Below are 22537 nucleotides of genomic sequence, written 5' to 3' on the forward strand. Positions count from 1 at the left end.
ACCCGGCATCACTTCTTCGTGAAGGTGCGCTCGATGAAGCCGGTATCGACTTTGCCTGTGGAGAAATCTGAATGCGCGAAGATCTGACGGTGAAGTGGAATCGTGGTTTTGATCGGCCCGATCTCGAACTCGTCCAGACACCGCCGCATGCAGGCGATGGCTTCATCCCGCGTCGGGCGATGGACAATCAGCTTGGCGATCATTGAGTCGTAATATGGCGGAATCGTCGCACCTGCGTGCACATGCGAATCAAACCGCACGCCCGGGCCGCCCGGCGCGATGAACGTTTCAATCCTCCCCGGACAGGGACGGAAATTGTGTTCGGGGTCCTCCGCATTGATTCGGACTTCGATGGCCGATCCGTTTTGCTGAATATCTTTCTGACGCAGCGCGAGCTTCTGCCCGGCGGCGACGAGAATCATCGACTGAATCAGGTCGATGCCGGTCACCAGCTCAGTGACGGGATGCTCGACCTGTATTCGCGTATTGACCTCAAGGAAATAGAAGTTCTCGTCCTTGTCCATGACGAACTCGACCGTGCCGGCCGAAAAATAATTCGCGGCCTGAACCAGCCTCAGCGCCGACTTGCAGACAGCGTCGCGGGTCTTCTCGCTCAGGAGAGCGGACGGCGACTCCTCCACCAGTTTCTGATGACGGCGCTGGAGCGAGCAGTCTCGCTCCCATAAGTGGAAGTAGTTCCCGTGCTGGTCCGCAAGAACCTGGATCTCAATATGCCGCGGCTCGAGAATGAGCTTTTCAACGTAGACGCGATCGTCCTTGAAGGCTGCGAGCGCTTCGGTCTTCGCATTCTTGATCTGCGTCCGGAGCGCCGCCTCGTTGTGGACGACGCGCATGCCCTTGCCGCCGCCACCCGCCACGGCCTTGATGATGACCGGATAACCGATCTCGCGGCTGACTTTGACGGCTTCCTCAACATCCTCCACCTCGCCGTCGCTGCCAGGCACCGTCGGCACACGAGCTTTCCTGGCCAGTTTCTTTGCGGCGGCCTTGTCCCCCAGAAGCCGGATTGACTCCGCGCTGGGGCCGATGAACTCAATTTTTGCGGCCCGGCATTGCTCGGCAAAGCTCGCGTTCTCCGCAAGAAAGCCGTAGCCGGGATGGATCGCGTCGACGTCCATGATCTCCGCCGCTGCAATGAGGCGGTCGGCCCGAAGATAGCTCAGTGAAGAGGCGTTTTCGCCAATGCAGACGGTCTTGTCGGCAAGTCGAAGATACGACGCGTCCTTGTCGGCCATCGAATGGACGGCGACCGTCTCAATGCCCATCTCCTTGCAGGCGCGGATGATCCGCAGCGCGATCTCACCGCGATTGGCTATCAGGATTCGTGAAAACATGCGATTGTTCATGCTGGCGATCGAGTGATGAATCGGCATCGAATCGGCGGTTTGCGGCACCCGGGCCGGGCCCGCGTGTCTTGACCCGCCGACCGCTTCGTGCCGGGACCAACTATGCCGGGCGCACCCGCATCAGAACCTGGTTGAATTCAACAGGCGAGCCGTTTTGCACCTCGATGGATTCGATCACGCCGGCGACCTCTGCCTTAATTTCATTGAAGACCTTCATCGCCTCGATGATGCACACGACCGATTCCGGATTGACCCGGTCACCGATTCTTACAAAAGGCGGTGATTCAGGATTGGCGGAGGCATAAAACGTACCGACCATCGGCGATGCAATCCTTAGCAGGCTCGAATCGGCGGCTGCCGCCCCCCCGGCCGTCGGAGCCGGAGCCGGTGCCGGCGCCGGGACCGTCGCGGTTGGAGTTTGCATCATGGCCGGCATCGAATAGGGCTGAATCGGCTGCATCGCCGGTAGTTGCTCGATGCCCGCCCCCCGCCGACGAAGCATGATTCGCTTATCGCCGTCTCTGATGATGATTTCAGCAAGGTCGTTGTCAACCATCAACTGCGTGAGCGTCTTGATTTCGTCTATGTCCATTCAAATCGCTTTCGGATCGCCGAGGCCGGCCCGCATCGGACTCACACGGACTGCTGCTCATGGCACCAAACCCATTGCGGCGAGTGCCTTGCCGCCGACAGTGCGACGAACACTGTCGTCGCCCATTCGCCGCCTCGCTTTCGAGGACTGGGGCGATTCTAGCCCTGTGTCACGGAGACGGTCAAGGCGGCGCCCGCCCCATCGAGTCCCGTACGCGCAAGAACCGCGCTTCTGAGTAATTGCGGCGCCAGGACGCGCCGAATGAATCGGGCCGAGGTGCTTGTCGTGTGATTGCCCATGTATCCGAAGCGGAGCCATTCCGGATGCCAGCGGGCATCAATGAACCGCGGATGTTGATGGTGCCAGCCCACCAGACCGGCGGACGGCGTGAACTTGCGATCAGACGTGCCGAAGAGCAGCGTCCCGAGGCCAAGAAAAAAGAAATCGCCAGCGCTGCCCACGGAGATCAGTGAATCCTCGCAACGATTCGCCGCGGCACGAATGTCATAGCCCGGCGAGACCGACGGCGCGATCAACAAGGCCGACCGAATGCGAACGTCGGACGGCAGCGATTCCAGAACGCGAAGGGTGATCCAAGTGCCGCCGGACTGCGAAATGATATGCACCGGCGAATCGGGATGCGCGCGACGGTAAGACGAAAGGAATTCAACGATTCGAGCAACCTGCCGTTCCTGATGCGGCGGCCACATGAGATTGACAATCGACCGCCAGAACGGAATCCCATCGTTCCAGTCCAGTCGAATAACTGCGCCGCGAAAACGTGAAGCAAGAATACCGAGTGCCATGCTCCGATTGTACGGACTCGGTCCCTCGATGCCGCCGAGCACGAGCACGAGGCCGCGTCGCCGACGGCGAAGCGAATCACACCTCGGCGGCACAGCGGCGCGCCAGAATACCAGGGACACCTTGCAAGCCAGTCCGTAAAGGGGATCGACGATGCCGGCAATTAGCAGAAAGAGCAGCCACCACGGCGAGTAGGGTCGCATAACGATCTGCCCGCGAGGACGGCGCCGGCGTCAGACGCGCGACATGTATTCGCCGGTGCGCGTATCGATTCTGATCTTTTCGCCAATCGTGATGAACGGCGGGGCCCGAAGCTTGTAACCCGTCTCGACGACGATTTCCTTCGTCTGGTTCGTCGCGGTAGCCCCTTTGACGACCGGCGGCGCGTCTGTCACCTCCAACTCGACGGTATTGGGCAGATCGACGCCGACGATTTCGCCGTTGAGCAACTTGCACATGACGGTCTCGTTGCCCTTTAGGAAATGGTCCGCATCCGGCATGAGGTCGCGCGACACGGGAATCTGATCGTACGTGTCCGTATTCATCAGGATGTATGAATCGCCGTCGCGATAAAGAAACTCGAACGGCCGGTCCTCGACAAACGGCACTTCAAACTGGTCATCCATGTTGAAGCGGTTGTCGATGATTTTTCCGGTTCGGAAGTTCTTCAGCTTGACGTTCATGTAGCTGCGCCAGTTGCCTTTGGCGACCCGGTCAGACTCATGAACAATCCAGAGATCGTTCTCGTGGACCAGCGTCAGCCCTTTTCGAATATCGATTGCCTTAATCTTGCTCATCCGAGATGAATCCTCTGCTTTCCAACGACCTGCAAACAGCCGGACCTGCCGACCTGAGTCGAGTCAAATCTTCGTCTAACGTACTGTATGAACAGACCTTAAAGTGTCCCGGAAACCGCTGGAATCGTCAAGCGCTGCCGATTCCAAAGGCCGCGCCCGTTTGGAACCCACGACGCAACGCCGTCGATTATACTTTTACCGGAATGAACAAACTGTCGAACACCGACAAGGTGACTTTCGGGATGAAAGGAATCGATTGTGTGGCTCTCTGAGATCGGAAAATTTGTCGGAGCCAAGGTCGCCGGAGCGATCATCACCGTCGCGGTGCTCGCGGGCGGATTCTGGTGCTATCGCAACTGGGATCAGGTCGAAGCATTCGGACGCATCGTCAAGCTGGTCCTCGCATGGCTTGTCGTCGTCGCCGTGCTGCCATGGACAAGTTTCTTCTTCATGCGGCAGTTTCTCGAGTATCAGTCGTCGCTCACCAGCGCGCGTTTCGCACATTTTGCGAGCGTCGCGATCATCGCAGCCTATTGGATCGTAGACATCTTCGCAGCGCTCTGGCTGGCGGACTGGAGCATCGCGGGCGGCTTCACCTGGTGCGTTGTTTTGCTTGGTTTCATCGCAGCCGGGGCCTACAATTATGTAATCTGCGAGTCGTTGGCGAGACGAATCGACTCGTAATCGCCTTGATCGTATCACTCCATTCACGAGCGAAGGAATCGCCATGAACGGACCGAAGGCCGGAGATCGAATCAGCGAGTACATCCTTGATCGCATGGTCGGAGCCGGCAGCTTTGGCCAAGTCTGGAAAGCGCGCCATCATATCTGGAAAGACAACGTCGTTGCGGTCAAAGTACCGACTGATTCCCAGTACGTGCGAAATCTTCAGAAAGAGGGCACGGTCATCCATGGCCTGCGCCACGCGAATATCGTGCGAGCGATCGGTCTCGATCCCTATGCCGAAACTCCATACCTCATTATGGAGTTCGTCGAAGGCTGCTCACTGAGGGAATTGATCAACGCCCATCCCCGCGGCATGCCGATCCGGGCCGCCCAGAACGTCGTCTGCGCTCTGCTCGCCGCTCTCGATCATGCCCATTCCGCCGGCGTCGTACACCGGGATATCAAGCCCGCGAACATTCTCATTGTTGGCGGCGATGCCAAGGACGCCGAACAATTGACGACAGCCGATGTCAAAGTCACCGATTTCGGCCTCGGACATATCGGCGAGATTACCACGCAGAGCATCATGCAATCGGGCAGTATGCTCGCGGAGGATGGCCGGAGTATTTCCGGCACGCTCGCCTACATGTCTCCGGAGCAGCGAGACGGCCAGGCAATCGATGGCCGCAGCGATCTGTATGCCGTTGGCATCGTCCTGTTCGAAATGATCACCGGCGAACGACCAAGCGGCAGCGACATGCCCTCCGAGCTTCGCGCCGGGCTGCCCACGTGGGTCGACCGGATTTACTCCCGAATGTACACGCGTCGGGAGCGCCGGTTCGAGACCGCCTCACAGGCATTGAGCGAAATCCTGTCGAGCAGCGTTCCGCCGATTGCCCGCGGGCACCTGTCGCCTGTTTCCCCGGGCGCGACACCTTCGAACGAGCTGCCCGGCAGTGCGACGGTTTATCACCCAAGCGGCAGCGCCGCGCCTCCGGTCCTGACCGGGCGGGGCATCGGCACTGTGAGCTGTCCCGCGTGTGGCACGAAGCTCGACGCGGGAGACAACTTCTGCATCATGTGCGGCACCCAGGTCGTCGCCCAACCTCGCCGGTGTTCCCACTGCGCGTCGTATCCCGGCCCGGACGACAAGTACTGCGTGTTCTGCGGCACGCCTTTGCCTGACGATGCGGGAATTTGAGCGCCACCGGCCCGGCTCCCCAGGGTCGAGGCCGGCATGATGCGCATCAGGAAAGGGGAGCGTACGATGGTCTTCATCGGCACCGGGCATGGCACGCTTGCTACGCTGGGTTTTATGCTCTTCGCAATGTTCGTCTTGATGGCATTCGTTGTCATCGGCCGGGCCGTCGCACGCTGCAATCAATCAGATGCCTTCAAAGACGCAAAGCCAGATTTTTTTCTCGACAAATACGTCTCTCCGTTCGCCAGCGGATCCGCGGTTGAATCGGGCGCGGAGTGGACGTGCAACGACCCCATGTGCCGGGCGTCAAATTCGGCTCACGCCCGTTTCTGCCGACTCTGCGGCACACCGCGGAACGGGGCCGACTCACGGTGAATCAATCGAACTTCGCCCGAGGACGACCCCCGCCCGTGCCGACGCAGGTCCGAATGTTCGTTTTCCACGATTTCGGCCTCGATATTTCCAACGCATTTGACAACACTATCCAAGGGACAGGCGGATAGGTAGGAAGGACAAGCCGGGCGCGGTAGAGTAGCTTTCTGGACATTTGGCTGATACTTGCAACATGAAGAACGCCGCACAAATCGCCAGGGAAGTTGAGTCGAGCTATCTCGGCGGGGTCTCCGCCAACCTGAAGACCACCGGCAGCCGTTTCATTGCGGGTCAGTGGTTTCGGCGTGAGGAGACCGACAACGGCGAGCGCGTCCGGGCCGCGATGGTCGATCGGCGAATCTACGATCGCGAGAAGTTCAATGAACTGCCGCACGGGAGAACCGTCACCGTACGCGGCTATGAGCGCCGCTGGATCTTCGGCCGTCGCATCAAGAGCGTGACCGTGGCGACCGTTATGGCGCCACCCGGGCCGCTGCTGGATGAAGGGCAATCCGGCTCGCCCCCCCCGCCGATCACGAAATCGCAGTTGCTCGACCATATCAGCCGACTGATCACCGACGGCAAGGCCGTTCACCTGGTCGGCGTATGCAGCCCGAGCGGCTTTGAGGATGATGTATGGAATCATCCGCCGCAATTGCCGAATGTGAAATTGATCCTCGTCGCACCGCGACCGGACGGCGGCTGGCGAGTCGTCCCCGCCGATTCCCGGATCGATGCGCGCCTGGTCAAGCTGTTCGACCCCGAGGAAAACTCGCAGAAGCTCAATCGAATCCGGCAGGAGATCGAGGCCCGTCGAATCGATCTTCTGACCGGCAGCCTCTCTGCGACCCAACTCGCGCGGGAACTGGATTTGCCAGTCCCGCTCGTCAACAATGCATTTGAGGCCATCGCCCGCACCGATCCGGAGTTGCGGGTCTCCAAGCGCGGCGGAGAGGCCGTGATGTATCGCGGCGCGACCAAAACATCGGCCGAGGAGGACCGTTCGATGTCTCTTGCGGAATGGATACGCGGTCTCTTCTCAAAAGAAGGAGAAGAACTCAAAAAGATCAACGTGCTGTCTGAGAAACGGGCGTCGCTCTCGACCCGCCTTGACAGAATGTACGAAGACATCGGCGCACTGGAAAAACGCGAAGCCAGGCTGATGGAGGAAGGAAAGGCCGCAAATTCGACCGTGACCAAGCGCCGAGTGGCTGCCCAGGTCGCTCGATTGCGAAAAGACATCAGCCGCTACAACACGAGTGCGTCAATTCTCAGCAAGCAGATCAACGTCATCAGCACACACATCCATAACCTCGAACTGGCACAGACCGGCAGTCTCGCATCACTGCCGTCCACGGACGAATTGACCGAAGCGGCCGTCAATGCCGAAGAAATTCTCGAACAGCTCGGCGCCAGCGATGCACTGGTGAGCAGCCTTGAAGTGAGCATGGCTGATACGGCGATGTCGGACGATGAAGCGGACATTCTGAACGAGCTTCTTGGGGAGGCCGAGGACGCGGCCAAAGTCTCGCCGGAGAAATCTGCCGCCAGCCGGCCGCAGAAGTCCGCGCCGTCGAAGGAGAAATCCGCCGGCGATCCCGCAGCGGAAGGATAAACGGGGCGATCGGAAAGTCTGCGCGATGAATGCAGGCGGGACGACAGGCTCAGGAAAATAGATTTGCGGAACGATGTGGTCTTATTCAGCGGACGGCATTTCAGGCGGCTGCTGCGTTCTACCGGATCAGCTCGATCTTGATTGGTGACGAATGGGTTTATTCGATTGGCTGACAAAATCCTCCAAATCGCTCTCGCAGATGACGCGCAGTGAGCTGCGCCGGCAGGAACTGCTGCTGCAGCGCGAACGCGACCAGCTCATCAAGCGCATCTCCGATCTGGCCATCCAGAAGCAGGAGGTTTTTGAACGCGGTCGCGGCGAGAAATCGCCGGAAGTGCGACGCGTTCTGGCGCAGGAATTCGACCTGAAAACCACTGAACAGCTTATGGCCTCGCGACAGTTGAATATCCGCAGCAAGGAAGCGGTCACCGTCACGCGCATGAGAATGCTTCGTGAAAACGCCGAACGCGCCAAGGCCCGCGGCAGCAAGCTCGGCCTGATCAGCGAAAAAGACCTGATCGCTCTGGAAAAAATGATCGAGAACGACAACGTCACCGCCGAGATGTATCAGGAGCGGCTCGATGATATGCTCAGAACCGGCCTTGAAGAGGGCGAGAGCATGTTGACGCCCGGCACGCAGCAGGTGCTGGATATCTGGGACCAGATGGACACGGGGCTGGTCAAGGACAAGGATCAGGCATTCGAAGAGGCCGACCGCCGCGTGCGAGAACGCCACAAGGCATCGGAGGGCGGCTAGTCGCGCGACCGCTCGTTGCTCGCCCGGACAATGACGGTTCAGCGGAATTCGGCGTCAGGGAATGTCACCCCATTCGGTCCTCGCCGATTGAGAGTCTGAATGCTTGAGATCTTCGTACAACGCCCGAAGGAAGACGTGGATTCATCGCTCGTCCAGTTTGCCGCGCGGCGTTCGTATCGAATCAGCAAGCCGTGGTATCTGGACAGCATACGCATCGAAACCCCCTCCCCCACCCACGGCGCCTCAAACGTCCGCCGATTCTGGGCGGCCATGTTCGACTCGCCTCTGGAACCGCGAATTGATGTGGAAACGCGCCGAAAGCGAAGCGGCACGCGGGTCCGCGTGGTCATCGCCAACACACCGGAAAGCACTCGCTTGGCCTATGAGCTGCACTCCTTCCTGCTGGATGACCGGTCGTTTGACCGCAACTTGCCTACCATCTGTCCCCGTTGTTCGACACCCATCTCGAATCTCACGTCCCGCTACTGTGGCCGTTGCGGACACAAGCTCGTCGCCAACGGCCTCGAACCTCGAATTCGTGAATTCCCCGGAATTGTGCCGCCCGTTCCCGAGGAAATGACTTCACGTGTCCGATTGGAGCGCGACGCCAGTCCGCCGAAAATCGAACAGCCGGCGACAAACATCATGGAGCAATCCTTTGAACGGCCGGTTCGCGCGATGCAGATGCCGCCGGTTACTGCCGAATCGAGCGATAACGCCAATACACGAGAAGCTGATTCGCCGGAATCCGAATCGGCCAATCCGGAGTCACCGAATTCGGATGATTCCGGAAAGGAATCTCTCCCGGAGGATGAAACCGGAATCGAGAAAAATAAACCCGAACCTGAACGCCAATCCGAAACCGAAGGCCATGCGCCAGAGCAAGTCTCCGCTGAACCACAGGCCGAAGCGGAGGCCGAATCGGACAGTGACGAATCACACGGGCGGCCCGACCGGCGAGCACTCGCCGAGGAGTAATCAACATGGGTTTGGGCAGACAGCTTCGGCGATCGCGCCATAACAGAATGATCGGGGGCGTCGTGGGCGGCCTCGCGGAGTATTTCGGCATCGGTCCGACGCTCGCCAGAGTGGGTTATGTCATACTTTCGATCTGTTCTGCGGCGTTTCCGGGTATATTGGTCTATGTGATCTGCTGGCTGGTGATCCCGGAGGAATAGCGATCGCATCGCATTGAGCCCGGTGTCGATTCCTTCGCCGGAGCGTACAATCGTATGACCCTGAAAAATGCGATTCCGGCGACCTTGATCCACTCCGGCACTCAGAAAGGCTGAAAACGATGAGCTTGTTCAAATCATCCGAGGAGCGCCGCATCGAGCGCGATATCAAAATTCGCCAGGGCATCCGGCGCATCGAAAAGGCCATTTCCGAGCAGAACAAGTTCACCAGCGATTTCATTCGAAACGCCCGCCGCGCGAAGGACATCGGCGACGCAAACCAATACAACTTCATTCGCAATTCGCTCAAGAAAACCGCCACGGTCAAGAAGATGCTCGAGCGCCAGCTCCTGGCCGTGAAGAGCGCCCTGATCATCAAGCGGCAGGCCGAGGCATCAACTGATTTTGCGCAGGCAATGGGCACGATGGCGCGCGAGATCAGCCGGATGTTCGGCGAAACCGATCTCGTCAAGACACAGATGGACTGGGAAAAAGCCATGGCCCAATCGCAGACCATGGAAGAGCGAACGACGATGTTCCTCGAAACCATTGAATCCGCCGCGATGAGCGACACGGCTGACACGCCTGCCGAAGTCATCACGGATGCCGAGATTGACGCCATGATCGAAGCGGAGGCGGAATCGGCCCATGCCAAGGATGTCGACGAACTCGATGCACTTCGCGCCGAGCTCAACGCAGTGAAGGACAGCGGCCAGAAAGAATCGAAGTAGCCGTTTGAAGAATGCATGCGCTGCAACCCGCTGTTAACGACCGATCAATCCCGCTCCGGCCGATGCCGGTCTTTTTCACGAGTCGTCCGGCAGTCGGTATCATCAAGCCGCTTTCGAGATCGCGCGGATGGTGCTGCCGCACGCGAATTATCCGGATGCTGTAGCGGATACTCACCCTCCCGATCCCACAGATAATAAACCGGTGGCCTGCCGATCAGATGGCGAAACGATTGTGTCAATTGCGCGGCACCCCAACCGGCGATCTTGTCGCGCATCGGGCCGTGCATCGCGCCCGCCCACGAGCGCACCGTTTCCCGGATCAGCCTCTGAACGCGCGGAGTGCGTGCGACGCGTCGCTCAAAATCCGGCGAGAAAGGATCCAGCTTCCACATTCGGAGGCGTTCGAGCAGTGAAAGCCGCCCCTTCGGCAGCGGGCACTCCCCCACACGCATCATGCCCGCCCGCTCGAAGACCGGATTTACCATCCCCATTGCCGCGAGACACTCAATGAACCGCACCCCCACTCTCGGCAGCGTTTTTCGCACAAACCAGTGCCCCAGGCCGCAACCCCGGACATCGGGATGCATCACCAGCCGCCGCAGAATGCGAAGTTCGCGGTTGATGCGCGGAAGATTTCGTGCGAAACGGCCGCCGGTCGAGGCATTCCGCAACGACAGCTCCATCGGAGCATGGGCAAAGACGAGGATGCCGAGCGGATCTCGCGTGGATTGCTCGCGCAGCAGAAACACCTTGTCCACGAAGCCCAAACCGTCGCGATGGCGGTAGTGCATCGGCGCGAAAGCCTGATAGTCCCGGACGCCGCCGGGCTCTATGACCACTCTGCGTCGAAGCCAGACCGCGCGAGATCGCACGGGACGCCGCACAACGACCGCCGGCCGATCGGCCGCAGCGAGGCGAACAACCTGATCGGCCTGAAGGTCGCGTAAAATGTCGTCGTGGGTCCCGGCGACGATCAGAATCAACCGGTGCCGGGTGATCAGCTTTCGCAGATTGTATGCCACGGCGCCCGCCAGTCGACGATGCAGAATGGCGGTGAATTCGTCACAGCAGACGACCGCCGGCGGCGTCGCGCTGAGTGCCTTTCCTATGGCACCTGCGAGGCTCGCGCGGAAACGCTCTCCGTCGGACAAGTCGCTGAACGCGCGCCCCCAGAGCCGAGGCTCGCCCAGGCCGCAGGCCGTCAGAATTTCGAGCGCGGTGGCAAGCGGTCGGCGCGGTGCGACATGATCGACGATCGAACGGCCCGATCGCGGCCGACTGCCGTTGACCCACACGACGGGCCCGGCCTTCTCCGCGATCGCCCGGAGCAGGGAGCTTTTTCCGCTGCCCGAGGGACCGGTCAACAGCAGGATTGAGCCGGGACGAAGCGTCAATGTCAGGCGGTCGGCCACTGCAAACGGCGCTTCACGCGTTGGGATGCCGTAGTTCCAGCAGATTTCCCGCTTTCGCTCCGTCATCGGCGTCACGGCAGGTTCACGAATGACATGAACCTCGACTCGCACCTCCGCCTGTTCGGCAGACTCGCAACGAACCGAAGCCGGCCCGTCACCGCTCGAGAGACTCACTCGCGATTTACATTTGTCACGACCCGGGAATTCCGCCATCACTCGCCTCCATACCATCCAAACATATACCAAACATTTGCAGAATAGCCCGAATATTGCTAAAAGTCAATTTTTAGCAATATTTCAATCGGCAGAATCCGCCTGGACATGCGTACCACGATTTCTAAAGTTCGCGGCTAACAAGACATACGGCGATGCCTTGAATTGAAAATTCGCGAGTTGAATCGATGATCATCGGCGACGTGTGCGGATTATCGCCTCGAAGAATGACCAGCCGATCGCCCCCCCGTTGTTCGACGCTCACGCGCTTCAATGTCGGTCGTCCATCAACCAGGCAGGCGCAGATGCGGCCCTGCACGAATTCCGCGTCCACACCCGGCCGGTAGTCCACAAGAATGATGTCACCGCGCTTCAGCGTCGGCTCCATGGAATCAAATTCGCAGCGCAAACAGTATCTGCTGGGATGCCACAAGTGCCGCAGCACAGGAAACATTTCGAGTTGTTCCTGCGAATCGGCCGGAGGGCCGTTGGGAATCGCGCCGAAGAGCGGTAACTCACACGTGACAAGGGCCTGCGGCGCATCGTGACCGTCGCCACCGCCGAGGATGATGCCCTCGGGAACCCCCAACGCGACCGCGAGCGCTTTGATCGTCGACCGTCGGGGCTGCCGACGATCCCGTTCGATGGATGAGAGGTAGCCCTGATTGACATTTGCCTCAACGGCCAGTTGCACTTGCGTCAACCCGCGCTCCCGGCGAATCGCACGAATTCGGCGCCCCACCGAATCTCCGTACGAGTGAACGCGGGATGGATCCGTCGGTCGTGGCATGCCGCCATTGTATCGCGCAGTACACCGACGTCCTGCCGTCTGCACCCAAGCGAACGGATCGAATCACAACACCCAGCCGGTCCGTGCGGCACGTCGGTGCCGTCGATATTGTCACGACCAGTTGGGGGCGATAATGTCCCGACATGCCCGCCGCGGCAAATGAACAACTGCCCGTAAACGACCATGCCCAGCGCCCCACGCGGTCGCTCGATGTTTCGCGGCCGGACGGTGTTTTACGCCGGTTGGCAGTCGGATTCGCGCTCATTGCCGTCGCCAGCGCGCTATGCCGCAAGGCAAACGGATCAAGCGTTTTACCGACCGCAATCGAATTGACAATTCAACTGTCGGCCGCGGTCGGCTGGCTTATCGCGATCGGGAAAGCCGGGCAACACGCGCGGGGCGACACCTTCATTGCTGGCCTGGCGACGATCGCGGGCGTCACAGCCGCGACGCTGAGCGGTCGCGTTGAAATAATCGGCTTGACCGTGACAGGCTATGTCGCACTGCGCAGCCTCGTCGATTGGCTTGTTGATCGGCTGGCGATGATCGAGACGACGCTGCACCACCCGAGGCGACTCCTGCGGGCCATCATGCCGCACTGGTTCGGCATGGTTCTGTTTAATGGTATTCTTCTCGCTCTGCCCATCGCGACCCAGTCCGGCGTGCCGGACTATCGGCACAATTTCCTGAATCATGTGCTTGACAGTCTCTTTGCGTCCGTGAGCGCCGCCTGCCTGGTGGGGACGACCATCCAGAGTTTCGCCGAGGACTACACCCTGTTTGGACAAGCCGTTCTCGTTGCGACGACCCAGATCGCGGGCATGGCCTTCGCGCTTCTCGGACTGTCCATCGCCCGACCGTTTCTGTCTCGGCCGCTGTCCGCTCTCACAATTCTCTGGGCGGCGGTTCTCTGTCAGATCGCCGCGATCGTCATGATGGCGTCGGCATGGCACCTCGACGACGCGTCGAGCGTTCCGTCGCGAATCTGGTGGAGCATCGTTTACGCCGGCAGCGCACTGTGGAACTCCGGACTCGCGGCCCGAACCGATGGACTGGCGGCGTATTTCGCCGATTTTCGCATCCTGGTTACTGTGACGACGCTGGCAATCGTCGGCTCGCTCGGCCTGCCGTTCCTGCTCGATCTGATTCTGCCTCAGCCGCGTGCGGACAGCCCAAAGGATTCGGGCACATCGGGCCCCACTCAGGGCGAAGCGAACCTGAGCGCCCGACTGCGACGACTGCCGGAGTTCGAAACGCTCGCGGCAACCTTTCTTCTCGCAACCGGTGCAATTCTTCTGTGGTACTTCGAGCATCCTTTGTCGAAGACGGCCGCTGTCGCGCCGGCACGCGCGATGGAATCAATGGAGGATCGGGTTTCGTTAAGCGATGCGCCCGCATCGCAGCGATGGGCGATTTCATTGCTGGTTTCGTCGATGCTTCGCTCGGCCGGCATTCAGAGCGTGCCGGTCTCAATCGGATCGATTTCATGGTTCACGTTCTCGCTGATGCTCGTCCTGATGTTCATCGGCGGGTCCGCGGCGGGCGTCGGCGGTGGCGTGCGGACCGGCATCGGAACCCTGTGGTGGCTGATGCGCGGCACGGCGCGTACGGACACCGCAGCGATCGCTCTTCGGCGAACGCTCCAATCGCAGATTGCCAAGTTCGTTTGTGCGGCTGTGGTCATTAACGCGGCGGCAGTCGGCGCATGCGTGCTTGTCACAGGATCGACCTGGTATGAATCGGGCATTGAAGCGACAGCCGCTGTCGGCAATGTCGGCTTTTCGACCGGCTTATCGCTTCATTTGACGCCGACCGGTCGATTCATGATGATCGGGTTGTACATGGTTGGCCGGTTTGGACCGGTCATATTCTGGTTGTCAGTCTCGGACACTGTACGGCGTGCAACGACGCGCGACCCCGACCGATCGGCATGACGCATCGCCACTCGACAGCAAGGCTTTCCCGCCGGTGCGATACCGGCGAACCTCCGAATGGGCCTGCGCATGCGAAGCGCCCCCGCCGCGTCATGCGCCGGATTGCAATCGTTCCCGCCTTATTCGTGCTCCTGCGGTTGGCGGCCTGCGCCAGTCCGAGTCCAAAGCCGGTCGAACTTCTTCCGGAGCGTGCGAGGATCACGCGAATCAGCGAGCAGCCCGGCTCGGTACGACTCGATGGGCTGTCGCCACTCGTTGGATTTGCGCATGGGAAGGACTGCACTTTCATTCATTGTCTGGAGGTCGTGACCGAAGGACTGGGACGTCCGTTCGGATATGACGAATTGATGGGTGTCAGCGGAATGGCATTCCGCCTTCAATTCCGTGTGGACCGCTGGGACGTGGGAAACTCCGATCCGCTGGTTGGCGAGTCCAATCTGGACCTGCTGTTCGAGGCGGTCGGCTGGGAATACGAAGTCCGCATCGTACGCCGCGACCAGATGTCGGAGGCGGCCGCATTGCGCGGACAGATCGCCCAGAGTCTCGACCGGAGCGTCCCCGTGCTTGCCGCGAATATCATCCGACCGGAGGATTGGGGGATTGTCGTGGGTTATCGGGCCGATCAGCAGTGGCTTTGCCGTTCATACAACAACGGGGCCTTGTCCACGGACGCCGTTGCGAACGGGTGGCCGACGGCCGTGGTGCTGCTCAATCGGCGAACAGCGCCAGCGGCTCGGCAAAACGTTTTAAGGGCCTCCATTCGCCAGGCGGTGGATCTGTTTCAGCGACGGCAATCCGGGCGATATGCGCTCGGATCACAGGCGTTCGATGCGTGGAGCCGCGGTCTGCGTTCAGCATCGGATCGAAGCTACCTTCATCCGAACGCATGGACGTATGTCTGTCTGATGGATGCGCGCGCCGCCGCAGCGAGGTACTTGCGATCGATTGCCCGCGAGTTCGGAGCCCAGGGCAAGCATCTGGAAGCTGCGGCGATTATCTACGAAGAGGAGCTGCGGATTCTTCGCGAGGGCTATCGCTACGTGCCATCGGAGAGCAGCTTTCCTGATTCGATGCCGCCGCAGGAAATGCGCGACCGTCAGATTGATACGCTGCAGCGTGCAAAATCTCACGAAGAACAGGCAATCGCCGAGCTCGAACGCGCCATGTGAATCTTCTGCCGCACCGAGAATTCGCGACACTCGCAACGCGCGCAAACCACAAGCATTTCGAAGGTCGTGCGATTTTTCCCGATCGGCGAGAATTTCTCCATGCCGAATCAACCGAGAATTTGAATACGGACCAGGCGGTTTGAGGAAAATAACGTGGAAATTACGCGGTCCATCATGCTGGTTGTTCAGACAAAATAGACAAAATGAAAATTGGGGGTTGAACCGAATTCAAGAATGTGCTAAAAGTAATCCGGCTTCCGATTAGAGACTTCCTTTCCTTTCTCTACTCTCCGGCCCGAGAGTCGGGAGCTGGAAACCCGCACTTGCTGCGGGTTTTCTATTTTTTACGCATTGGACGACACCACCTGCGCCGCATCTCGGTCGGGCGATCCCAGAAGCACGCTGGAGCGGACGTTGCGGAAATTCGCCGGGGTTCGCAGGGAGCCCGGCATTTATTTCTGGCGGCCGGCCGGGATGATGACCTGCGTCTCCTTGGGCGGAATGACAATGGCGTTTCCGATGGCGACGTCCACGCCATTCTGATTGACACAGGCGACGAACATTCGAACGCGCTTGGGATTGATGATTTCCTGGACCATCGCCGTGGCGGTGATCGTGTCATTGATGAAGACGGGCTTGAGGAACTTGATGTTCAACTCCGCGAAAATGGTCCCGAGCCCCGGAATTTCGCTGGCGAGCACCGTCGATATGATTCCAGCGGTGAGAATGCCGTGGACAATCCTGCGGCCGAACACGGTGCATTTGGCGTATGCGTCGTCAATGTGCAGCGGGTTGTAATCGCCGGAGGCATCGGCGAAACGGAAGACATCGCGATCGGTGATGGTCTTGGTAAATCGGCCTTCGTCACAAAGCTCAAGCGTGGCGCGGGGCTTGGGATATTCGATAGGCATCGGTCGGCCTCCGTGGATGGATGGGATAATCAACCATCATAAGGCCAATGCGCCAAGTGTGGCAGGGCCCGCATGAACAGGAGAGAATAATGGACCGGAAAAAGCGGCTGCTGGTTTTTGTCGGCGACGATTACGAAGATCTCGAGCTCTGGTATCCGATGCTTCGGGTTTCCGAAGCGGGCGCCGAGGTCGTGGTTGCGGGCCAGAAATCACATCATCTGTATCGCGGCAAGCACGGCTATCCCTGCGAGAGCACGGCGGCCGTGAGCGAGGTCGGATCGGCGCAATTCGATGGCGTCCTGATTCCCGGCGGGTGGATGCCGGACAGGCTGCGTCGTGACGAGCACGTCCTGCGACTCGTACGGGAATTCAACGACGCGGGAAAACTTGTTGCTTCGATCTGTCATGGCCCCTGGATCAACATCAGCGCGGGAATCGTGCGTGGCGTGAGAATGACCAGCACGCCGGGAATCCGCGATGATCTTGTCAACGCGGGCGCCGAATGGATCGATGCGCCAGTCGTCGTCGATCGACATCATGTCTCGAGCCGACGGCCTCCGGACCTTCCGGAGTTCGCGGCGGCCATGGTGAGATTCCTTCAACTGAAATAAGAAGCTGAGCGCCCCAGTCCCGAGCGGATGGAGCGATTGAACCTGCGCGCGCCGGCGGTCCGGAAGAGGACACTAGGACGCGGCGGAGGCCGCGACTTCATCCGGCGAGACGGATTGCCACAGTATTTCGGCGATATCCATCTGCTGCACGTCCTCGCGATTTTTCGAGCCGAGTCCGTCTATTAGCATCCGCTGACAGAACGGACAGTTTGATGCGATCATGTCCGGCCTGGTTTCGAGTAGTTGATCCGTACGGCGTTCGTTCACGCGTTCAGCGCCGTGCTCTTCCTCTTTGAACATCTGTGCGCCGCCTGCGCCGCAACACATGCCGCGGTCTCGCGTCTGGACCGGCTCCAGAACAGTTAGGCCCGGGATCTTCCGGAGTGTTTCGCGAGGCGGTTCGTACACGTCGTTGTAACGGCCCATGTAGCAGGAGTCATGATAGGCGACTCGGGCGTTGATCGGTCTTCGTGGTGTGAGTCTGCCCTCTTTGAGCAGGCGTTCGAGATAGACCGAGTGGTGGACGACATTCAACTTCGCGCCGAAATCAGGGTACTCATTCAGCAGGGTGTTGAAACAGTGCGGGCAGGTTGTCACCACGGTCTTCGGGTTGTATCGATTCAGTGTCTCGGCGTTCATCGTGGCGAGCATCTGAAAGAGGAATTCATTGCCTGCACGGCGAGCCGGGTCCCCGGTGCACTGCTCCTCCTCGGCCAGAATCGCGAAATTCACTCCAGCGGCCTTAAGGAGATTTGCCATGGCGCGGGCGATCTTCTTAGCGCGATCATCGAACGATGCGGAACAACCCACCCAGAACAGGACGTCCGCATCGGGATTTTCCGCCATGCGCGGGACATCAAGGCCACTGGTCCAGCCACCGCGATCCGACGCCGGGAAGCTCCACGGATTGCTGTTTTGCTCCATTCCACGAAATGCATTCTGCAATTCGGGCGGAAACTCGCTCTTTTCCATGACGAGATGCCGCCGCATGTCAACAATCTTGTCCACGTAGGTGATGAAGACGGGGCATTCCGTCTCGCATGCGCCGCAGGTCGTGCAGGCCCACAGCACTTCCGGCTTGATGAACGCTGGGGCCAGATCATCGGCGACTGAGATGGGCCTGTGGCTGGTGTCATGGGCATGGCTCGTTTCCTCGGATTGCCCATCGTCCGCCGACAAGGCTGCGTGGCCGTTGCCATTGCCGGCGGCGCGGCCGCTGAATTTGGCCGTGACAAGCTTATTCTCATTTGCGTAGAGATAGTCTCGCAGATCGAGCGTGAGCTGCTTGGGGCTTAGCAGCTTGCCAGTGTTTGCGGCCGGGCATTGGTCGGTGCATCGGCCGCATTCCGTGCAGGTGTATAGATCGAGTATGCCCTTCCAGCTGAGTTGATCGACACGCGCCAGGCCGAGCGTTTCCTCCCGCTCGATCTTCCCTTCGATGTCCTCGACATTGGGCAAACGGCCACGAGGCTCCAAGCTCTGGAAGAATACGTTTGGAATCGCGGTGATGACATGGAAGTGCTTGGAGTTCGGCAGGAGGTTCAGGAAGAGAAACACGAGCGACACATGTGTCCAGAAGCCGAGATGGGCGAGGACAGACGCCGTGGTATCGCTGACGCCGCCGAGCAGGATTCCCATGATCGAACCGGCCGGCTCATACCATGCGAAGGACGGCATCGCGTCGCCCGCAGCGTAAAATGCCCTTCCGGCACCGTCATAGAGGATGTCGGCCCACATCATCGTTTCAATAATCAGGATAATCAGGATGCCCTCGAACGAGAGCGTCATGCGCTTCGGCTTCGCGACGAGGCGGTAATAGAGAAAGACGCCGCCGGCAAGGATGACGAGCAGCGCGAAGACATCCTTCACAAGCGAATATAAATTGCCGAGCACCGTTCCATGATTGAAAATCCAGAAGCCGAATAGATCGTGCGACGTCGTGGGCAGCACGCCGGTGAAGCCTCGTGCGAACAGGATCAACGATCGCAGCAGCAGCACGATGAATCCGAGGAAGATCAGCTTGTGGGCATAGCCCGCCCACTTGTAACGCGGCATGCGCTTCTGCACGAATGCGTATTCGTAAGTTCGCTTCAGCCGCTCACCGATCCGGTCGAAGCGGTTCTCACCCACGCCAATCCACATGAGCCGCCAGCGACGATAAGCCTGCAAGGCGAAGTAACCCCACGCGCCGAGCAGGAGAAGGGACATGAAAAGAGCGCTCATTCCACTCTCGCTTCTGGTAATGTCAGATTCGCTTCCAGTCGCCCGCGCCGAGCGACCCCGTCGATTCCATCGATGCCAACACTAGCTCCGTGCCTTCTGGATTTCCGCTGTCAGCGCTGGAACGACCTTGAAGAGATCCCCCACGATGCCGATATCGGCGACTTTGAAGATCGGGGCTTCGGCGTCGGTGTTGATCGCCACGATTCGGCGACTGCCTCTCATGCCGGCGAGGTGCTGAATCGCCCCGCTGATGCCGCAGGCGATATACAGATTCGGCGTCACGGTCTTGCCCGTCAGTCCCACCTGCTTCGAGTGAGGCTGATAGCCCGCATCGCAGGCCGCTCGGCTGGCGCCAACGGCGCCGTCCAGGGCGTGTGCCAGATCGTAGAGAATCTTGAAGTTCTCCGCGCTCTTTAGACTGCGGCCGCCGGACACGACGATCGACGCTTCGGTCACATCCTTTTCGTTTCCGCCGGTGCGGGCCACCTCCCGCGTGATGCTGCGTGAATCGGCTGTGTCAGCCGTGAACGCAACACTGATGATTTCGGCCGGCCCCGTCGAAGAAGGCGAGGCGAAGGTGTTCGGTCGAACCGTCGCGATCTGAATCCTCGCGGGATTGAAGTGGACCTGATTGAATGCCTTGCCGTTGAAGATTGGTCGTTTGACGCGGAGCGCGCCATTGGCATCCAGATCAAACTCCGTGCAATCGGTGGCGAGGCCGCCGTTGACGCGGACCGCGACCCGCGGGCTGAGATCGCGGCCCATGGAGGTTGCGGCAAGCAGAACAATCTGCGGATCGGCCTGCTTGATGACATCAGCCAGCGCCCGGGCATACGGCCCGGCGTTGTATTTAGCCAATCCGTCCGCGTCGACAGTGAATACCGTCGCCACGCCGGATTTTGCGACTGCATCAGCCGGCTCCGAGAGATTGGCGCCGATGATTACGGCCAAGCACCGACCGCCAGTTTTTGCGGCCAACTCATTGCCGACCGTCACGGCTTGAAGCCCAGCGGGGAGAACGGCGCCGCCGCGTTGCTCGACGAAGACGAGGATGTCCTTGGTCATTGGAACCTCATAGGATCGCGGACTATTCGAAGTCAGACCTTTCAATCCGGCCGGCGAATCTGAAAGCAGTGCCCGGCCAAGCGCGTCCGATCGCACTCGCCCGTAGCTTAGCACGATGGCCGGGTTGTCGCCAACGGCCGCAGCGGCAGACTGAGGTGACGCTCGTGTGCAAAAAATCGAAACCGGCGCGACCGATGCACGTCAGCCGATCAGCATTCCAGCGATGGCGCCGGTCATCCAGCAGGCCATCGCCCCGCCGAGCATGGCCCGGCCGCCCAGGCGTACCAGGTCGCCCCGCCGCATCGGGACGAGGCTTCCGATTCCGCCGATCTGAATGCCGATTGATCCGAGATTGGCAAAACCGCAGAGCGAGTAGGTCGCCATGATGATCGATCGTTCAGACAGGGTCTGATCTCGAATGATCTGCGCCATCGAGCCGTAAGCGATCATTTCATTGGTGGCCATCGCCTTGCCCAACAGCGATCCGAACACGCGGCAATCGCCGGACTCGACGCCGTTGCACCACGCAACCGGCGCAAAAGCCAGGCCAAGCAGTCCGTCGAGGTCCAACCGCGCTAAACCGAGTTTCGCGATAAATGAACTCACCGATTCGATTCGACCCACGGCAGCCAGAACGGAGTTGAGTATTGCAATGAGCGCGATGAAACCGATCAGCATTGCGATCACGTTGATCGCCAACTTCATTCCCTCGGATGCCCCGTGGGTCGCGGCGTCGAGACCATTTCGGGTTTCGCGCGGCGGGAGCGCAAGGGGCCCAACCTGTTTTCTGGCTTCGTCTCCCGGCGGGACCATGATCTTGGCCATGACGAAGGCGGCAGGTGCTGACATGATAGACGCAGTTAGCAGATGCCGCGCCATCAGCACCTCACGGACCGGGTCCGGATTCCCTTCGTGATCGATCCCCAGCACGCTGACATAATAGGCCATGACGCCGGCAGAAATGGTTGCGAAACCACCCGTCATGACGGCCATCAGCTCTGATTGGGTCAATGTCGGCAAGAACGGGCGCACCAGGAAAGGCGCCTCGGTCTGCCCCACGAATACATTGGCAGCGCCGGACAGACTCTCCGGCCCCGTCACGCCCAGAACGCGCGTCATGAGCCACGCGAGCGCTCGTATGACCCGCTGGAGAATGCCGTAGTGATAGCCGAGTGACGCGAGCGTCGCCACGACGATGATCGTTGACATGATCTTGATGCCGGCGATGGCCTTCCATTCGACAAACGGATGATCTCCGGCGAGCGGGCCGAAAACGAACTGCGCCCCCTGATCGGCGCCTTTCAGGACTGCGGTGACGCCCGTCGCGATGCCCTCGAAGAAGGCCCGGCCCCACTCGGTCTTCAGCACAAGCATCGCGACAAGCCATTGGAGCGCCAAACCGCCGATGACCGTCTTCCAGGGTATCCGTCGACGATCCGAGGACAACATCCATGCGAGGAAACACAGGACGACAACACCAAGCAGTCCGCGTGCCTCATTCATGTCATCTGGACTCCGGCGGCCCCGGCAGCGGGGTGAAATGATCGGCACATCGCGGCTCATAGTCGGCCAAACCGCCCACCATGTGAAGTGTGTTGACGGCCGTGATGCGCTGTGTGAACTCCGCCGGCTTTCCGCAAACGACGCACGGCGCCTGCTTGATCACGACCCGATCAGCCATCGCAGCAAGTTCGGGCATCGGCTCAAACGGCCGCCCCCAGGCGTCGTTGCTAATACCCGCGACGATCACAGAGACTCCGCGCTCCAGCAGCCTGCGGACGACCGGCACGAGAGCCCGCTTGAAGAAATGGCCCTCGTCGATCGCGACGAGATCGACAGCGGGCTGCGACGGTGAAGACTGATTCAGGACGGCCGTCAGGATTTCCTCGGCGCACGAGACGCGAACGGCCTCGAACATTTCGTTTCGATGCGTCACCAGATGTTCGGCATCGTATCGGTTGTCGATGATGTGCTTGAACGCAATCGCGCGGCGGCCTTCGGATTCCGCGGCGCGCAATACAGCGATCATCCGTTCGGTCTTGCCTCCGAACATGGAACCGTGGACGACCTCGAGCGTGCCTCTTTTTTCTGAATGAGACATTGAAGGGCGGATTTTGGCGGCTTCCGGTGAA

22 protein-coding genes are annotated in these 22537 nt (G+C 59.9%); 11 read left to right on the plus strand and 11 right to left on the minus strand.

Translation table 11 applies throughout. The annotated features are described in order from the left end of the window. Nucleotides 1-8 precede the first annotated feature (8 nt). The 4 genes from accC to efp form a co-directional block, all read right to left on the minus strand. Entirely contained in the window at nucleotides 9-1355 is a 1347-nt protein-coding gene (gene accC, locus KF841_10005; GenBank protein MBX3395688.1) for an acetyl-CoA carboxylase biotin carboxylase subunit, read from the minus strand. 112 nt (nucleotides 1356-1467) lie between these two features. Beyond that, nucleotides 1468-1959 (minus strand): acetyl-CoA carboxylase biotin carboxyl carrier protein, encoded by a 492-nt coding sequence (gene accB / locus KF841_10010; protein MBX3395689.1) that lies wholly within the window; start codon nucleotides 1957-1959, stop codon nucleotides 1468-1470. A 158-nt stretch (nucleotides 1960-2117) separates the two neighbouring features. After that, nucleotides 2118-2966: a hypothetical protein gene (locus tag KF841_10015; GenBank protein ID MBX3395690.1), complete on the minus strand. Its 849-nt coding sequence runs from the start codon at nucleotides 2964-2966 to the stop codon at nucleotides 2118-2120. 30 nt (nucleotides 2967-2996) lie between these two features. Continuing rightward, nucleotides 2997-3560 (minus strand): elongation factor P, encoded by a 564-nt coding sequence (efp, locus tag KF841_10020; protein ID MBX3395691.1) that lies wholly within the window; start codon nucleotides 3558-3560, stop codon nucleotides 2997-2999. Between the two features lie 258 nt (nucleotides 3561-3818). Between efp and KF841_10025 the strand changes: the two genes are divergently transcribed. The 8 genes from KF841_10025 (at nucleotide 3819) to KF841_10060 (ending at nucleotide 10077) form a co-directional block, all read left to right on the plus strand. Further along, entirely contained in the window at nucleotides 3819-4244 is a 426-nt protein-coding gene (locus tag KF841_10025) for a hypothetical protein (GenBank protein ID MBX3395692.1), read from the plus strand. Between the two features lie 43 nt (nucleotides 4245-4287). Beyond that, nucleotides 4288-5427: a protein kinase gene (locus tag KF841_10030; protein MBX3395693.1), complete on the plus strand. Its 1140-nt coding sequence runs from the start codon at nucleotides 4288-4290 to the stop codon at nucleotides 5425-5427. Nucleotides 5428-5463: 36 nt separating this feature from the next. Then, complete coding sequence (locus KF841_10035; GenBank protein MBX3395694.1) at nucleotides 5464-5802, plus strand: hypothetical protein; 339 nt, start codon at nucleotides 5464-5466, stop codon at nucleotides 5800-5802. 190 nt (nucleotides 5803-5992) lie between these two features. Next, the gene (locus KF841_10040) at nucleotides 5993-7414 is read left to right on the plus strand and encodes a hypothetical protein (GenBank protein ID MBX3395695.1); all 1422 of its coding nucleotides are present in this window, start codon (nucleotides 5993-5995) and stop codon (nucleotides 7412-7414) included. 151 nt (nucleotides 7415-7565) lie between these two features. Then, nucleotides 7566-8171: a hypothetical protein gene (locus tag KF841_10045; GenBank protein MBX3395696.1), complete on the plus strand. Its 606-nt coding sequence runs from the start codon at nucleotides 7566-7568 to the stop codon at nucleotides 8169-8171. Nucleotides 8172-8270: 99 nt separating this feature from the next. After that, the gene (locus KF841_10050) at nucleotides 8271-9149 is read left to right on the plus strand and encodes a zinc ribbon domain-containing protein (GenBank protein ID MBX3395697.1); all 879 of its coding nucleotides are present in this window, start codon (nucleotides 8271-8273) and stop codon (nucleotides 9147-9149) included. Nucleotides 9150-9154: 5 nt separating this feature from the next. Then, a complete protein-coding gene (locus KF841_10055) occupies nucleotides 9155-9349 on the plus strand; it encodes a PspC domain-containing protein (protein MBX3395698.1) in 195 nt (64 codons plus the stop codon). Between the two features lie 119 nt (nucleotides 9350-9468). Then, nucleotides 9469-10077, plus strand: coding sequence for a hypothetical protein (locus tag KF841_10060; protein MBX3395699.1), 609 nt, complete (start codon nucleotides 9469-9471; stop codon nucleotides 10075-10077). 44 nt (nucleotides 10078-10121) lie between these two features. Here the strand turns inward: KF841_10060 and KF841_10065 are convergent, their stop codons facing one another. Together KF841_10065 and KF841_10070 are read right to left on the minus strand one after the other, a co-directional pair. After that, complete coding sequence (locus KF841_10065) at nucleotides 10122-11702, minus strand: ATP-binding cassette domain-containing protein (protein MBX3395700.1); 1581 nt, start codon at nucleotides 11700-11702, stop codon at nucleotides 10122-10124. A 124-nt stretch (nucleotides 11703-11826) separates the two neighbouring features. Continuing rightward, the gene (locus tag KF841_10070) at nucleotides 11827-12492 is read right to left on the minus strand and encodes a helix-turn-helix domain-containing protein (protein ID MBX3395701.1); all 666 of its coding nucleotides are present in this window, start codon (nucleotides 12490-12492) and stop codon (nucleotides 11827-11829) included. A 143-nt stretch (nucleotides 12493-12635) separates the two neighbouring features. Here KF841_10070 and KF841_10075 point away from each other — a divergent pair, with 143 nt between their 5' ends. Continuing rightward, nucleotides 12636-14426 (plus strand): hypothetical protein, encoded by a 1791-nt coding sequence (locus KF841_10075; protein ID MBX3395702.1) that lies wholly within the window; start codon nucleotides 12636-12638, stop codon nucleotides 14424-14426. Continuing rightward, nucleotides 14423-15595, plus strand: a complete 1173-nt coding sequence (locus KF841_10080; protein ID MBX3395703.1) for a hypothetical protein — start codon at nucleotides 14423-14425, stop codon at nucleotides 15593-15595. Before KF841_10075 ends, KF841_10080 begins: the two co-directional genes overlap by 4 nt. 452 nt (nucleotides 15596-16047) lie before the next feature. Here KF841_10080 and KF841_10085 read toward each other — a convergent pair whose 3' ends face one another. Continuing rightward, nucleotides 16048-16506: a MaoC family dehydratase gene (locus KF841_10085; GenBank protein ID MBX3395704.1), complete on the minus strand. Its 459-nt coding sequence runs from the start codon at nucleotides 16504-16506 to the stop codon at nucleotides 16048-16050. A gap of 89 nt (nucleotides 16507-16595) precedes the next feature. On the opposite strand from KF841_10085, the gene KF841_10090 reads away from it, so the two are divergent. Next, nucleotides 16596-17117, plus strand: a complete 522-nt coding sequence (locus KF841_10090) for a type 1 glutamine amidotransferase (protein MBX3395705.1) — start codon at nucleotides 16596-16598, stop codon at nucleotides 17115-17117. A gap of 72 nt (nucleotides 17118-17189) precedes the next feature. Here the strand turns inward: KF841_10090 and KF841_10095 are convergent, their stop codons facing one another. The 4 genes from KF841_10095 to KF841_10110 form a co-directional block, all read right to left on the minus strand. After that, a complete protein-coding gene (locus KF841_10095) occupies nucleotides 17190-19340 on the minus strand; it encodes a (Fe-S)-binding protein (protein MBX3395706.1) in 2151 nt (716 codons plus the stop codon). Nucleotides 19341-19421: 81 nt separating this feature from the next. Next, the gene (locus KF841_10100; GenBank protein ID MBX3395707.1) at nucleotides 19422-20405 is read right to left on the minus strand and encodes an electron transfer flavoprotein subunit alpha/FixB family protein; all 984 of its coding nucleotides are present in this window, start codon (nucleotides 20403-20405) and stop codon (nucleotides 19422-19424) included. 201 nt (nucleotides 20406-20606) lie between these two features. Next, nucleotides 20607-21908 (minus strand): hypothetical protein, encoded by a 1302-nt coding sequence (locus KF841_10105; protein MBX3395708.1) that lies wholly within the window; start codon nucleotides 21906-21908, stop codon nucleotides 20607-20609. A gap of 1 nt (nucleotide 21909) precedes the next feature. Continuing rightward, nucleotides 21910-22506 carry a thymidine kinase gene (locus KF841_10110; GenBank protein MBX3395709.1) on the minus strand — a complete coding sequence of 199 codons (597 nt, stop codon included), beginning with the start codon at nucleotides 22504-22506 and terminating at the stop codon, nucleotides 21910-21912. Nucleotides 22507-22537 lie beyond the last annotated feature (31 nt).

This window comes from Phycisphaerae bacterium (genome assembly GCA_019636475.1).
Classification (GTDB): domain Bacteria; phylum Planctomycetota; class Phycisphaerae; order UBA1845; family UTPLA1; genus JADJRI01.